This window comes from Geodermatophilus nigrescens (genome assembly GCF_900129495.1).
Taxonomy (GTDB): domain Bacteria; phylum Actinomycetota; class Actinomycetes; order Mycobacteriales; family Geodermatophilaceae; genus Geodermatophilus; species Geodermatophilus nigrescens.
This window is the reverse complement of record NZ_FQVX01000002.1, coordinates 899,881-913,071: the sequence shown is the minus strand read 5'-3', so window position 1 is coordinate 913,071 and position 13,191 is coordinate 899,881. Positions and strand designations below refer to the sequence as shown.

The following is a 13,191-nucleotide window of genomic DNA, read 5'->3' as shown; positions in this document are numbered from 1 at the left end:
ATGGTGCATCGGGGTCCTGCCAGAGCGCAGGGCCTTCCCGACGTGTCGACCCTAGCCGCACAGACGCCTCCGTGGGGGTCCGGGGCGTGATCGGGTTCCTCCGGCGTGGCGGCGGTCACATCGCGCGGCCCCCTGGAGCCCGTTCTTGCGGCGATCGTGCGGTTCCGGTGAGACCCCGCTGCGGCGGCGCGGTCAGGGTCGTGGGTGCCGGGACGCAGCCCGGCCCGACCCGAGGAGCCCCGTCGTGGAGACCACCCCGCTCGTGCTGGTCGAGCTGGCCGACCTCGACGTCGCCGACCTCGACGCGATGCTGGCCGCCGAGCTCGACGAGCCCGCCGCCGCGCTCCCCGGCGCGGGGGACGGCGACGAGCTGGCCGCGCTCCTGGCCGACGTCCTGCGCTCCACCGGCACCGCGGCCGCGCTCGCGCACCGCCTCGGCGCGCACGCCGCGCTGCTGGCCGACTGAGCCGGGGCGCCGGTCCCGGCCCCCGCGCCACGGGGGCGCGGGGTCCGGGACCGGTGCCTCAGTTCTCGCAGCCCACCCCGTCGCCGTCCCGGTCCAGGTGCCGGCCGTACCCGGGGTCGCCGACCCGGACGGGGGCGGCCCCGGCGGCACGGGCCGCGGAGCAGTTGTCGTAATAGGTGGAGACGGGCGCCGGGGCGGGTGCGGGAGCCGGGGCGGGTGCGGGAGCCGGGGCGGGAACAGGCGCGGGCGCCGGAGCGGGTGCCGGGCGCGGCGTCGTGGGAGCCGGGCGAGGAGTCGTCGGCGCCGCGGTCGTGGGTGCCGACGTCGTCGGCGCCGCCGCCTGGCGCGCCGGCGCCACGACCCCGCCGGGCAGGGGCTCGCCCGGGCAGGTGGTCAGCACGGTGGCGATCGCGTTGCGCTCGGCCTGCGTCATCCAGAGCCCGTAGGTGACCTTCACCGCCACCTGGCGGGCCACGTAGGCGCAGCGGTAGCCGCGCGACGGCGGGAGCCACGTGGCGGCGTCGCCGTCGCCCTTCTGCATGTTGAGCGGGCCGTCGACGGCGAGCAGGTTGAGCGGGTCGTTGGCGAACTGGGTGCGGCGGGCGGCGTCCCACTGCTGGGCGCCCTTCTGCCACGCGTCCGAGAGTGCGACGACGTGGTCGATCTGCACCGCCTCGCTGGTGCCCTGGCCGCGCTGGAAGGCGATGGTGCGGCCGGAGTAGGGGTCGGCGAGGGTGCCGGTGAGCACGACGCAGTCGCGCGTCCCGGGCTTGAACGCCTCGCCGGTGAGGTCGCGGGCGAGGACGTCGTTGCGGGTGTCGCAGCCGTTGCGGTCGGTGTCCACCCAGCCGGCACCGAAGAGGTCGCGGTCGTAGCCGGTGCGCGGTGCCCGGCCCTGCACCGGGACGGCCGCCAGCGCGGCGAGGGCGGTGGTCGGTGCCGCGGTGTCGACGGCGGCCTGGGTGGCCCCGTCGGTCAGCAGGCCGGTGGCCGAGTCGACCGGCGCGACGGCGGCCTCGCTGGTCTCCGCGACGCCCGCCGCGGCGTCGGCGGCGACGGCGGCGGCCTCGGCGGCGGCGCCGGCCTCGGCGGGCGAGGGCGACGTCGGCGGGGCGGTGGTCGCGGGCGCCGCTGCGGTGGCCGCCGTCGGCTCGGCGGGCGGCATGGTGGCCCCGCCGACGCCCGTGGCGACGAGCCCGGCCGCGAGCACGGCGCCACCCACCCGGCGCGAGGCGATAAATGCCCAGCGGGCCCGGCCGGCGACCACGGCGCCGAGCCCGACGAGGAGGAGCGCCAGGCCGGCCATGGCCAGGCCGCCCGGGAGGCCCGCGGTCGCGATCCCGCCCGCGACGAACAGCAGGACGGCTGCCGCGACCACGCCGAGGACGACCCGGCCGGACCGGCTGCGCCCGGCGGGCGCCGGCGGCCACGGCGGGGGCACCGGGCCGGCCGCCGGCGGGAACGGGGCCGGGGTGGGGGTCCACGGTGCTGCCTGCCACGGTGCCGGCTGCCACGGCGCGGGCTGCCCCGGTGCCGGCTGCCACGGTGCCGGGCGCGCCTCGGCGGCGTGCCCGGAGAAGGCGACCAGGACGGCGAACGGGTCGGCCCCGGCGAAGGGGAACCGCACGTCGACGGCGGTCGGCACCGCGCCGGGGACGCCGGCGGCGAAGCCCCGGTCGGCGTGGTCGTCGGAGGTCAGCCCGGCGTCGTCGACGACGAGGGTGGTGCGCCCCCCGGTGGGCGCGGTGGCGACGAGGCGCAGCGCGTCGCCGGGCCCGCCGGGCGCGGAGACGTCGAAGCCGAGCGCGGCGGCCTTCGCGACCACCGACCGCACCGGGGACCCCGGCGAGCGTTCGCGGTGGCGCGCCAGGACGGCGGCGACGGCAGGGTCGGACGGAAACGGCATGGTCGGCTCCCCCGTGAGCTCCGGTGCAGTGGCCGCCATGGTGCGGCAGGGGAACCGGTCCGTACAGGAACCGCTGGACCCGTGGGACGGGTGGGGGAGACGAGGTCCCTGCGGGCGTCAGTCGCCCGGCGGCGCAGGGGCGGAGGGGCCGGGCTCCTCGCTCGGCGTCGTGGCCGGCGGCTCCGGGGCCGGGGGCTCCTCGGCCGGCGGCTCCTCGGCCGGGGGCTCCTCGCTGGGCGGCGGGTCCGTGACCGGCGGCGGGGGAGTCGTCGGCGGGGGCGGCGTGGTGGTCGGCGGCGGGGTGGTGGTCGGCGGCGGCGGCGGGGTCGTGGTCACCGGCGGCGGCGTGGTGGGCGGCGTCGTCCGGGGCGGGGTCGTCCGGGGCGGGGTCGTGGGAGCGGACGTCGGCGTCGACGGGGGGCGGCTGCCGGTCGGCGTCGTCGTGGGCGGCGCGGTCGAGGAGCCCGGCTCCTGGGCGGCCGGCCCCGGCGGCGGGGAGCCCGGGCGTGGGGAGGAGGTGCCGGCGGTCGACCGGCCGGCGGTCTGCCCGGCGGTGCCCGGCGCCTGCGGCGCGGAGGACCGGCCCGGGGCGGCGCGCGACCCGGTGACGCCGCCGCCGTCGTCGGACCCGGCGGAGTCGGCCTCGTCGCCGGCGACCGGCGCGGCCGTGCCGCCGTCCGCGGGGGGAGCGGCCGGTGCCCCGCCGGGGGCGTCGGCCGCTGCGCCGTCGCCCGCGGGAGCCGGTGCGGGGTCGCCGGCGGCCTCCGGCGCTGCCGCGTCGGCCGCGCGGGGGACCGTCGCGCCCGCCGGGACGTCGCCGCCGCCGGCCAGGAGCAGGACGAGGACGACGCCGAGGGCCGCGAGGGCGGTGGCGCCCCAGAGGACGCCCTCCGTGCGTGCGTCGAGCTCGCGGGCCATGGGGCTCCTCTCCCGGGGTCAGGGCGGGCAAGGGATACCTGGCCGTCCCGCCGGGAGGGAGAGCGCGGACGCCGGAGCGGCTCAGGCGGCCCCGACACGCGGTCGGCAGCCACCGCCCGACGGCTCGTCGTCGCGGAGCGTGCTCGCGCGTCGCTCGCGGACCAGGTCGACGAACAGCCGGTGCACCCGGTCGTCGCCGGTCAGCTCCGGGTGGAAGCTGGTGGCCAGCACGTCGCCCTGGCGCACGGCCACGGCGCGGCCGGCCGCCGGCCCGTCCTCGACGCGGCCGAGCACCTCGACCCCCGGCCCGGCCGACTCCACCCACGGCGCGCGGATGAACACCGCCGTCACCGGCCCGCCCGGGACGCCGCCGACGGCGACCGGCGCCTCGAACGACTCGGCCTGCCGGCCGAACGCGTTGCGGCGGACGGTGACGTCGAGGACGCCGAGGGTCGGCTGGTCCGGCGGGGCGTCGATCAGGCGCCGGGCCAGCAGCACCAGCCCGGCGCAGGTGCCGTAGACGGGCAGCCCCGAGCCGACGGCGTCGCGCAACGGGCCGAACAGCCCGGTGCGCACGGCGAGCTTGGTCATCGTGGTCGACTCCCCGCCGGGCAGCACGAGCCCGTCGACGCCGGCCAGCTCGGCCGGGCGGCGGACCGGCGTCGCGTCGGCGCCCAGCCCGCCCAGCACGGCGAGGTGCTCGCGGACGTCGCCCTGCAGCGCCAGGACGCCGATGCGCGGCGCGCTCACCAGCCCCGGCCGGCGAAGCGCTGCGACTCCGGCAGCGTGTCCACGTCGATCCCGACCATCGCCTCGCCCAGCCCGCGGGAGACCTTGGCGATGACGGCCGGGTCGTCGGAGAACGTCGTCGCCTGCACGATGGCGGCGGCACGCTGGGCGGGGTCGCCGGACTTGAAGATGCCGGAGCCGACGAACACGCCCTCGGCGCCCAGCTGCATCATCATCGCCGCGTCGGCGGGGGTGGCGATGCCGCCGGCGGTGAACAGGACGACCGGCAGCCTCCCGGCGCGCGCCACCTCGGCGACCAGGTCGTGCGGGGCGCGCAGCTCCTTGGCCGCGACGAACAGCTCGGTCTCGTCGAGCGTGGTCAGCCGCCGGATGCCGGCGCGCAGGGCGCGCATGTGCCGGGTGGCCTCTACGACGTTGCCGGTGCCGGCCTCGCCCTTGCTGCGGATCATCGCCGCGCCCTCGGCGATCCGGCGCAGCGCCTCGCCGAGGTCGGTGGCGCCGCAGACGAAGGGCACGGTGAACTCGCGCTTGGCGATGTGGTGGGCCTCGTCGGCCGGGGTGAGCACCTCCGACTCGTCGACGAAGTCCACGCCCAGGCTCTGCAGCACCTGCGCCTCGACGAAGTGCCCGATACGGGCCTTGGCCATCACCGGGATGGAGACCGCGTCGATGATCCCCTGCACCATGTCGGGGTCGCTCATGCGCGCGATGCCGCCCTGGGCGCGGATGTCGGCGGGCACCCGCTCCAGCGCCATGACGGCGACGGCGCCCGCGTCCTCGGCGATGCGGGCCTGCTCGGGGGTGACGACGTCCATGATCACGCCGCCCCGCAGCTGCTCGGCCAGGCCGCGCTTGACGCGGTCGGTGCCGACGACGGAGGGGGTCTGCTCGCTCATGGCCGCCACGGTGCGCCATGCTTTGGTCCTGACAGCAGTCCAAACCGGGCGGAAGCGGGAGGACCAAGTGGCGTACACCGGCGACCTGTTCGTCCCGGTCGACCGGGCGGCCGCGACGCCGCTGAGCGTGCAGATCGCGGCGTCGGTGCGGGCGGCCGTCCTGGGTGGCGCGCTCGGCCCGGGGGACACGCTGCCGCCCACGCGCACCCTCGCCGCCGACCTCGGGGTCTCCCGCGGCGTGGTGGTCACCGCCTACGAGCAGCTGGTCGGCGAGGGGTTCGCCACCGGGCGGCGGGGCGGCGGGACGGTGGTCGCCGTCCGGCCCGACGTGATCGCGGCGCGCCCGGCGGCGGCCCCGCCGTCCGCGCCGTCCCCGTCCGCCGGGTCCGACGTCGTCGACCTCACGCCCGGGCGGCCGGCCACCCGGCTGCTCGACGACGCCGAGTGGCGCTCGGCCTGGCGCCGGGCCGTCGCCGACGACCTCCCGGCCGGGCCGCCCGACCCGCTCGGGCTGCCCGCGCTGCGGCAGGCGGTGGCCGTCTACCTGCGCCGCGTGCGCGGGGTGGAGGCCGGGGCGGACGACGTCCTCGTCACCGCCGGCGCCAGCGACGCCCTCGCCCTCGCGGCCACCGCCCTCGGGGCGCCGGGCCGCCCGCCGCGGGTCGTCGTCGAGGACCCCAGCTACCCGGCGGCGCGGCGGGTGCTGGCCACCGCGGGCGCCGTCGTCGTGCCCCTGCCGGTGGACGCCGACGGTCCCCGCGTCGCCGACCTGCGGGCGCTGTCCCCGGCGCCGGACGCGGTGCTGCTCACCCCGTCGCACCAGTACCCGCTGGGCGGGCGGATGCCGGTGCAGGAGCGCGTGGACCTCCTCCGGTGGGCTGCGGAGGAGGGCGTCGTCGTGCTGGAGGACGACTACGACAGCGAGTTCCGGCACCGCCGCCGCCCGCTGCCGGCCATGGCCTCCCTGCCCTCGCCGGCCGACGTCGTGCTGGTCGGCAGCTGGTCCAAGACGCTGAGCCCGTGGCTGCGCTGCGGCTGGATGGTGCTGCGCGGCGCGTTCGGCGAGCGGCTGCGCGCCATCCGCACGCTGCTCGACTCGCCGGTCTCGGGCGTGCAGCAGGCCGCGCTGGCGCACTACCTGGCCGACGGCGGCCTCGCCCGGCACACCGCCCGCGCGCAGCGGCACTACAACCACCGCCGGTCGATGGTGGCCGCCGCGCTGGGGGAGCGGCCCGACGTGACGCTGGGCGCGCTCGACGGCGGGCTGCACGTCGTCGTCCACCTGCGCCCGGGCACCGACGCCGCCGCGCTGGTCCGCGCCGCCGCGGGCCGCGGGGTCGTCGTCGCCGACCTCGCCGACTACTCGGCGGGTCCGCCGGCGTCGCCCGGGCTGGTCCTCGGCTACGGCGCGCCGACCGACCTCGAGCTGCGCCGCGGGCTCGCCGTCCTGTCCGAGCTGCTCGACGCCGCCTGAGCGCTGCGGCTCAGGCGGGCCCGCGCGCCGCGCGCGGCTGCACCGGCCTCAGCGGACGAGGTGCGGCAGGACCTGGCCGACCGCGGCACGGAGCTCGCCGGCCGCCGAGGGGACGCCTGCCAGCTGGCGGAGGAGCGCCTGCTGGAACAGGCCGTCGAAGACCGCGTACACGACCGGCGGGGCGACCTGCGGCGTCCGCCCGGAGAGCTCGGCGTAGCGGGTGACGATCCGCCCGATCATCCGCTCCAGCAGGAGGTCGATCTCGGCGACGTCGGCCCGGAACGCCGGCTCGAACATCGACTGGTTGCGCAGGTCGTACCAGAGGCGGTGCATCGGCGCCTCGTCGGTGAGGGTCTCGGTCAGCTTCCGCAGGAAGCCGGCGGCGAGCTCCTCGGCCGTCGTCGCCGTGGCCACGACCTCGTCGTACCGGGTCGCGCACCGCTCCTTGTACTCGCGCACGCAGTGGGTGATCAGGTCCGTCTTGTCCGCGAAGTAGTAGTGCAGGACGCCGTGGGAGAAGTCCGAGTTCTGCGCGATGTCACGCAGGCCGGTCTGTGCGTACCCGCGTTCGGCCAGCGTTTTCAGCGCCGCGGCGGCCAGCTCGCTGCGCCGGGCGGCGACCTTGTCCACCGGCCGGCGGCCCAGGCGGTGTGCTGCTGCCGTCACGCGTCCTCCTCCTCGTGTCCGCGGATGCTACGTGCCCGGCGTCCGTCTGGACAGTCGTCAAGAGAAGTCTTGACAGTCGTCAAAGAGCATCACGAACATGACCGCCGTCACACCGGGCTTCGACGAGGAAGGACACCGGCATGTCGGTAGGCGCACTGGACGGACGCAGGGCACTGGTCACCGGAGGAGCACGAGGCCTGGGGCAGGCGATGGCGCAGGCGCTCAGCCGCGCGGGGGCCTCGGTCGTGATCGGGGACGTCCTCGACGACCTCGGCGCGGAGGCGGCCCAGCAGATCGCGGCGGAGGGCGGCAAGGCCGCGTCCACCCACCTCGACGTCACCGACGAGGCGAGCTGGGAGGCCGCGATCGCGGAGACCGTCGCCGAGCTGGGCGGTCTCGACGTCCTGGTCAACAACGCCGGCATCGAGGTCACCGAGCTGGTGGTCGACCTCGACCCCGCCAACCTGCGTCGCATGTTCGACGTCAACGTCGTCGGCACGGCCCTCGGCATGAAGCACGGCCTGCGGGCGATGCGACCGGGCGGGGCGGCCGGGAGCGGCGGCTCGATCGTCAACATCGCCAGCGTCGCGGCGACCATCGCCTTCCCGGGCATCGCGGGTTACTCGGCGAGCAAGTCGGCGATCGACCGGATGACCCGGATCGCCGCCGCCGAGGCGGGCAAGCTCGGCTACGGCGTGCGCGTCAACTGCATCTACCCCGGCCTGGTCCCCACGGAGATGGGCATGAAGCTCGCCGTCGACTGCGCCGAGCTGGGCCTGTTCCCCAGCGTCGAGGAGGCGGTCGGTGCCGTCGTGGCGCTCACGCCGTCCGGGCGGCTCGGTGAGCCGGCCGACATGGCCGACGCCGTGGTCTTCCTCGCCTCCGACGCCTCCCGCTTCGTCAACGGCACCGGCCTCGCCGTCGACGGCGGCATGGGCTCCTGAGCGACGAGAGAGAAGGGGAACCGACCATGAGCACCAAGCCCGTCGTCGTCTACGGCGCCTCCGGCTACACCGGCCGGTTGATCTGCGAGTACCTGCGCGAGCTGAACGTCCCGTTCGTCGCCGCGGGGCGGAACAAGGACCTCCTGCAGGAGGTGGTCGGCCGGATCCCGGGGATCGAGACCGCCGAGTACGACATCGTCGAGGTGGAGCACACCGTCGAGGCGCTGACGGAGCTGTTCGACGGCGCGCGCGTCGTCTGCAACACCGTCGGACCCTTCATCAAGCTGGGGTTCGAGGTGGCCGAGGCGTGCCTGGCCACCGGTGCGCACTACCTGGACACCACGGGCGAGCAGGACTGGGTCATGGCGGTCCGGGAGCGGTTCGCGGCGGACTACCAGGAGAAGGGGCTGCTGCTCGCCCCGGGCATCGCGCAGATGTACACCACCGGCGAGATCGCCGCGCAGATCGCGCTGGAGACCCCGGGCCTGGACACCCTGGACGTCCTGGTGCTCTGGAAGGGGTTCCCGACCAACGCCTCCACCGAGACGATCTTCACCATCCTCAAGGCCGACTGGTTCCACCTGGCCGAGAACCAGTACGTGAAGCTCGACCCGCTGTCGAGGTGGGACGTCGTCGTGCCCGGCCAGCACGAGCTCGGCCTGACCGTGCCGTGGGGCGGCACCAGCCACCCCGTGTGGTTCAAGGACGACCCGCGGGTCGCCAACGTCAAGGTCCAGGGCGGCGTGATGAACCGGCCGGTCATGGAGGCCGTCGTCGCCACCACCGCGGCGGTGGAGAGCGACATCAAGACCCTGCCGCGCGACCAGTGGGACGACGCGCTCGCCGAGGTCGCCAAGGCCTGGTCGACGGGGATGCCGCCCCGGGAGAACCCGCGGCTGAACACCTCCGTCGACTCCGTGCACGCCTCCGGCCCGCTCGGGCGCAAGCACGTGGTCATCCACGGCAACAGCAACTACAAGCAGACCGGGCTCCTGCAGGCCTGGGCGGCGATGTCACTGCTGCAGCAGCCGCCGCTGCGGGCCGGTTTCGCCTCCGGCTGCCAGGCGTTCGGTCACCGGCAGCTGCTGGGCGTGCTGCGCCAGTTCGGCCTGGTCCTCGACCCGGTGGTGACCGAGCACCGATGAGCCTGACCGCCTTCCTCGACAAGGGCGCCGACCTGGGTGCCGGCGCTCCGTGCCTGACCGTCGACGGCCGGTCGACGTCCTACGGCGAGGTGCAGGCGTTCAGCCGGCGGGTGGCCCGGGCGCTGGTGCGCTCGGGCACCCGCCCCGGCGACACGGTCGCCGTCCTGTCGGCCAACGACCCGACGGCGTTCGCGTGCGTCTTCGGCATCGCCCGCGCCGGCGCGGTCTGGTGCCCGGTCAACCCGCGCAACGAGGCCGAGGAGAACCGCGAGCTGCTCGACCTGTTCGGGTGCTCGGTGCTGCTCTACCAGGCCGCCTTCGCGCCGCTGGTCGCCAAGGTCCGCGACGCGCTGCCCGCGCTGACCACCCTGGTCTGCCTCGACGGGGACGGGGACGGCGACCCGTCCCTGGACGCCTGGCTCGACGCCGGAGGCGACGTCGACCTGCCCGACGAGGGGCTGTCGCCGCCCGACGACGTCGTCCTGCTCGTCGGCACCGGCGGGACGACGGGGCGGCCGAAGGGCGTGCGGCTGACCGGCCGCAACCTGGAGGCGATGGCGGCGCTGACCCTGATGAGCTACCCGTTCGGCGGGCGGCCGCGGTACCTCGCGCTGGCCCCGCTCACCCACGCCGCCGGGGTGCTCTGCTTCCCGGTGATGGCACTGGGCGGCGAGGTCGTCGTGATGCCGCGGCCCGACCTCGGCGAGTTCCTGGCGCTCGTCGAGCGGCACCGGGTCACCCACGCCTTCCTGCCGCCCACGCTCGTCTACATGCTGCTCGAGCGCCCCGAGCTCGACGCGACGGACCTCTCGTCGCTGCAGTGCCTCTGGTACGGCGCCGCACCGATCTCGGCGGACCGGCTCGAGCAGGCGCTGACGCGCATCGGGCCGGTGATGGGCCAGCTCTTCGGCCAGTCCGAGGCGCCGATGATGGTCTCGACCATGGCCCCCGCCGACCACTTCCGGCCCGACGGCAGCGTCGCCCGCGAGCGGCTGCACTCGGCCGGCCGGCCCACGCCGCTCACCCGGGTCGCGATCATGGACGACGAGGGCCGGCTGCTGCCGCCGGGGGAGCGGGGCGAGGTCGTGGTCCGCGGGCCGCTCGTGATGGACGGCTACCACCGCGACCCGGCCGCCACGGCGGAGGCCGCCCGGTTCGGCTGGCACCACACCGGCGACATCGGCTACCTCGACGACGACGGCTGGCTGTACCTGGTGGACCGGGCCAAGGACATGATCATCAGCGGCGGGTTCAACGTGTACTCGGCCGAGGTGGAGCGGGTCCTGATGACGCACCCCGGCGTCCAGGACTGCGCCGTCCTGGGGCTCCCGGACGAGAAGTGGGGGGAGCGGGTGGTCGCCGTCGTGCAGGCCCGGCCCGGTGTCGCCCTCGACCCCGGTGACCTGCGCGCGTTCGCCCGCGACCGCATCGGCCCGGTCAAGGCGCCCAAGCAGGTGGAGGTGTGGCCGGACCTGCCGCGCTCGAAGATTGGGAAGGTGCTCAAGCCCGACGTCCGGGCCCGCCTGCTCGCCTGAGGCGCGAGCCGGTCGGTCGGCGTGCCCGCGGGGAGGTCGCCGTCCCGTGTCACCGCTGCGGGGCCGGCAGGGCGGTCATCGCCGTCTCGGCGATCGCCAGGAGGTCCTCGGTGGTGCCCCCGTCCCGGGCGCAGCCGGACATGCCGCGCATGACCGCCACGAGGAAGGTGGCGAGCCGGTCGGTCGGCGTGCCCGCCGGGAGGTCGCCGTCCCGCACCCCCCGGTCGAGCCGGCGTCGCAGCCGCTCCTGCACGTCCGCCCGCTGCGCCGCGAGGCGGGGCTCGGTCAGCATCAGGCAGCCCGGCGGCGTCGACGCGGCGGTGTGCGCCCGCGCGGTGTCCTCCAGCATCCGGGCGACGGCCTCGCGCGCCGTCGGGAGGGCGGTCGCGCGGTCGACGCCCTCGCACGTGCGGCGGAAGTACTCGGCCGAGGCCTCCGCGAACAGGGTCTCCTTGTCGCCGAAGGCGGCGTACAGGCTGGGCGGGGTCACCCCCATGGCCCCGGTCAGCATCGCGATCGAGGTGCCCTCGAAGCCCGAGCGCCAGAACTGCTCGACGGCGGCCGCCAGCGCCGTGTCGCGATCGAAGCTGCGCGGTCTGCCGGCCACTCCCCGAGCATAACGTAGCGATCGCTATGGAAGCTGCTACGCTCGCCGCAATCCATAGTGATCGCTACAGAAAGAGGACGTCATGAGGCTGCAGGGTGCGGTCGTGCTGGTCACCGGAGCCAACCGGGGCATCGGGGCGGAGTTCGTCGCCCGGCTCCGGGAGCGCGGGGCGGCGAAGGTCTACGCGGCCGCCCGCGACGTGCGCACCGTGCAGGCGGCGGACGGGGTCCACCCCATCGAGCTCGACGTCACGGACCCGCGCCAGGTCGAGGACGCCGCCCGCGCGGCCGGCGACGTGCAGGTCCTCGTCAACAACGCGGGCATCTCCACGGGCACGGCGCTGGTCACCGGCGACGAGGCGGCCATCCGGCGGGAGATGGACACCAACTTCTACGGCCCGCTGCTCACGACCCGCGCGTTCGCGCCGGTCCTCCGGGCGAACGGTGGCGGGGCCGTCCTCAACGTCGTCTCGGCGCTGTCCTGGTTCACCGCCCCGGGCTCCGGCGCCTACGCCGCCTCGAAGGCCGCGGCCTGGATGCTGACCGACAGCACCCGGCTCGAGCTCGCCGCCCAGGGCACGCACGTCGTGGGCGTGCACATGGGGCTGGTCGACACCGACATGGCCCGGGGCCTGCAGGCGCCGAAGATCGCGCCGTCGGTCCTGGTCGGTGCCGCCCTCGACGCCGTCGAGTCGGGCGCGCAGGAGGTGCTGGCCGACGACTGGGCGCGCTTCGTCAAGGCCGGCCTCCCGCTGGACCCGGAGCAGCGGTACGACCGGCTGTTCTCCGCCCTCGGGGCGCGCTGAGGAGCCGGCTCAGTCGGCGGCGGGCTCGGGCTTCCGGGCGCGGCTCGGCTGCACCCGCATCGGCTCGCCCGGCATCTTCGGGTAGTCGGGGGGATAGGGCATGTCGCCGAGCCCGAGGTCGGTGGCCTGCCGCTCGGCGAGCTCGAGCAGCGGCTCGATGCCGAAGGCGTGCCCGGCGAGGCCCGCGTGCTTGTCACCGACCGCGCGGAACCGCTCCGGCATGGTCAGCACCGTGAAGTCGGTCGGGTGCACGTCGGGCAGTTCGTCCCAGTCCAGCGGCGCGGACACCGGCGCGTGCGGCTTGGGCCGGATGGAGTAGGCGCTGGCGATCGTGCGGTCCCGGGCCATCTGGTTGTAGTCGATGAAGATCTTCTCGCCGCGCTCCTCCTTCCACCACGACATGGTCACGCGGTCGGGCAGGCGGCGCTCCAGCTCGCGGCCGAACGCGATCACCGCCCGGCGCACGTCGGTGAACGTCCACCGCGGCTGGATCGGCACGTAGATGTGCACGCCCCGCCCGCCGGAGGTCTTGGGCCAGCCCTCCATGCCGAACTCGGCCAGCAGCTCGCGCACGTGCGGGGCGACCCGGACGGCGTCGGAGAAGTCGGTGCCCGGCTGCGGGTCGAGGTCGATGCGGATCTGGTTCGGCGACTCGACGTTGGTCTTGTCCACCGGCCAGGGGTGGAAGGTCAGCGTGCCGAGGTTGGCGCACCACGCGACGACGGCGACCGAGTCGGGCGCGATCTCGTCGGCGGTGCGCCCGCTCGGGAACGTGATGTGCGCCGTCGGCACCCACTCGGGCGCGTTCTTGGGCACCCGCTTCTGGTAGAAGGCGTCACCGGTGTTGTCCATCCGGGTGGACAGCCGGGCGCCCTCGAACACCCCGCCGGGCCAGCGCTCGAGCGTCGTCGGCCGGTCCCGCAGGGCGAACAGGATCCCCTCGCCGACGGCGACGAAGTACTCGACGACGTCGATCTTGCGGATCCCGTGCTCGGCGAAGTACGGCTTCTCCGGGCTGGAGACGCGCACCTCGTGCCCGTCGACGGTCAGGACGACGGCGTCCTTGCTGCTGGCCACCC

13 protein-coding genes are annotated in these 13,191 nt (G+C 75.9%); 6 read left to right on the top strand and 7 right to left on the bottom strand.

Annotated features, from left to right (window positions below; genetic code table 11):
* The first annotated feature begins 244 nt into the window (after positions 1 to 244).
* Positions 245 to 466, top strand: coding sequence for a hypothetical protein (locus tag BUE37_RS11865; RefSeq protein ID WP_073420332.1), 222 nt, complete (start codon positions 245 to 247; stop codon positions 464 to 466).
* A 58-nt stretch (positions 467 to 524) separates the two neighbouring features.
* Here BUE37_RS11865 and BUE37_RS24515 read toward each other — a convergent pair whose 3' ends face one another.
* The 4 genes from BUE37_RS24515 to pdxS all read right to left on the bottom strand — a co-directional run bounded on the left by BUE37_RS24515 (position 525) and on the right by pdxS (position 4,936).
* Entirely contained in the window at positions 525 to 2,372 is a 1,848-nt protein-coding gene (locus BUE37_RS24515; protein WP_083628574.1) for a GmrSD restriction endonuclease domain-containing protein, read from the bottom strand.
* Between the two features lie 117 nt (positions 2,373 to 2,489).
* Entirely contained in the window at positions 2,490 to 3,290 is an 801-nt protein-coding gene (locus BUE37_RS11855; protein WP_073420331.1) for a hypothetical protein, read from the bottom strand.
* Between the two features lie 81 nt (positions 3,291 to 3,371).
* Positions 3,372 to 4,040 carry a pyridoxal 5'-phosphate synthase glutaminase subunit PdxT gene (gene pdxT, locus BUE37_RS24190; protein WP_073420330.1) on the bottom strand — a complete coding sequence of 223 codons (669 nt, stop codon included), beginning with the start codon at positions 4,038 to 4,040 and terminating at the stop codon, positions 3,372 to 3,374.
* Entirely contained in the window at positions 4,037 to 4,936 is a 900-nt protein-coding gene (gene pdxS, locus BUE37_RS24185) for a pyridoxal 5'-phosphate synthase lyase subunit PdxS (RefSeq protein WP_073420329.1), read from the bottom strand. Before pdxS ends, pdxT begins: the two co-directional genes overlap by 4 nt.
* A gap of 67 nt (positions 4,937 to 5,003) precedes the next feature.
* Here pdxS and pdxR point away from each other — a divergent pair, with 67 nt between their 5' ends.
* The gene (pdxR, locus tag BUE37_RS11840) at positions 5,004 to 6,410 is read left to right on the top strand and encodes a MocR-like pyridoxine biosynthesis transcription factor PdxR (RefSeq protein WP_217651218.1); all 1,407 of its coding nucleotides are present in this window, start codon (positions 5,004 to 5,006) and stop codon (positions 6,408 to 6,410) included.
* Positions 6,411 to 6,458: 48 nt separating this feature from the next.
* On the opposite strand, the gene BUE37_RS11835 is transcribed toward pdxR, so the two are convergent.
* Positions 6,459 to 7,076 (bottom strand): TetR/AcrR family transcriptional regulator, encoded by a 618-nt coding sequence (locus BUE37_RS11835; protein ID WP_073420328.1) that lies wholly within the window; start codon positions 7,074 to 7,076, stop codon positions 6,459 to 6,461.
* A 140-nt stretch (positions 7,077 to 7,216) separates the two neighbouring features.
* On the opposite strand from BUE37_RS11835, the gene BUE37_RS11830 reads away from it, so the two are divergent.
* From BUE37_RS11830 to BUE37_RS11820, 3 genes are read left to right on the top strand one after another with little or no spacing between them, the layout of a single operon-like run.
* Positions 7,217 to 8,020, top strand: coding sequence for an SDR family NAD(P)-dependent oxidoreductase (locus BUE37_RS11830; RefSeq protein WP_073420327.1), 804 nt, complete (start codon positions 7,217 to 7,219; stop codon positions 8,018 to 8,020).
* A gap of 26 nt (positions 8,021 to 8,046) precedes the next feature.
* On the top strand, positions 8,047 to 9,165 hold the full coding sequence (locus BUE37_RS11825; protein ID WP_073420326.1) for a DUF5938 domain-containing protein: 1,119 nt from the start codon (positions 8,047 to 8,049) through the stop codon (positions 9,163 to 9,165).
* A complete protein-coding gene (locus tag BUE37_RS11820; protein WP_073420325.1) occupies positions 9,162 to 10,700 on the top strand; it encodes an acyl-CoA synthetase in 1,539 nt (512 codons plus the stop codon). Before BUE37_RS11825 ends, BUE37_RS11820 begins: the two co-directional genes overlap by 4 nt.
* Positions 10,701 to 10,749: 49 nt before the next feature.
* On the opposite strand, the gene BUE37_RS11815 is transcribed toward BUE37_RS11820, so the two are convergent.
* Entirely contained in the window at positions 10,750 to 11,307 is a 558-nt protein-coding gene (locus BUE37_RS11815) for a TetR/AcrR family transcriptional regulator (RefSeq protein ID WP_073420324.1), read from the bottom strand.
* A gap of 82 nt (positions 11,308 to 11,389) precedes the next feature.
* Between BUE37_RS11815 and BUE37_RS11810 the strand changes: the two genes are divergently transcribed.
* Positions 11,390 to 12,112, top strand: coding sequence for an SDR family oxidoreductase (locus tag BUE37_RS11810; protein WP_073420323.1), 723 nt, complete (start codon positions 11,390 to 11,392; stop codon positions 12,110 to 12,112).
* Between the two features lie 9 nt (positions 12,113 to 12,121).
* Here the strand turns inward: BUE37_RS11810 and BUE37_RS11805 are convergent, their stop codons facing one another.
* On the bottom strand, positions 12,122 to 13,189 hold the full coding sequence (locus tag BUE37_RS11805) for a DNA polymerase domain-containing protein (RefSeq protein WP_073420322.1): 1,068 nt from the start codon (positions 13,187 to 13,189) through the stop codon (positions 12,122 to 12,124).
* Positions 13,190 to 13,191: the final 2 nt, after the last annotated feature.

Excerpts from the sequence above, each read along its gene's own strand:
- BUE37_RS24515 (WP_083628574.1), bottom strand. The coding sequence starts at position 2,372 with ATGCCGTTTCCGTCCGACCCTGCCGTCGCCGCCGTCCTGGCGCGCCAC.
- BUE37_RS11855 (WP_073420331.1), bottom strand. The coding sequence starts at position 3,290 with ATGGCCCGCGAGCTCGACGCACGCACGGAGGGCGTCCTCTGGGGCGCC.
- pdxS (WP_073420329.1), bottom strand. The coding sequence starts at position 4,936 with ATGAGCGAGCAGACCCCCTCCGTCGTCGGCACCGACCGCGTCAAGCGC.
- BUE37_RS11830 (WP_073420327.1), top strand. The coding sequence starts at position 7,217 with ATGTCGGTAGGCGCACTGGACGGACGCAGGGCACTGGTCACCGGAGGA.
- BUE37_RS11825 (WP_073420326.1), top strand. The coding sequence starts at position 8,047 with ATGAGCACCAAGCCCGTCGTCGTCTACGGCGCCTCCGGCTACACCGGC.
- BUE37_RS11820 (WP_073420325.1), top strand. The coding sequence starts at position 9,162 with ATGAGCCTGACCGCCTTCCTCGACAAGGGCGCCGACCTGGGTGCCGGC.
- BUE37_RS11810 (WP_073420323.1), top strand. The coding sequence starts at position 11,390 with ATGAGGCTGCAGGGTGCGGTCGTGCTGGTCACCGGAGCCAACCGGGGC.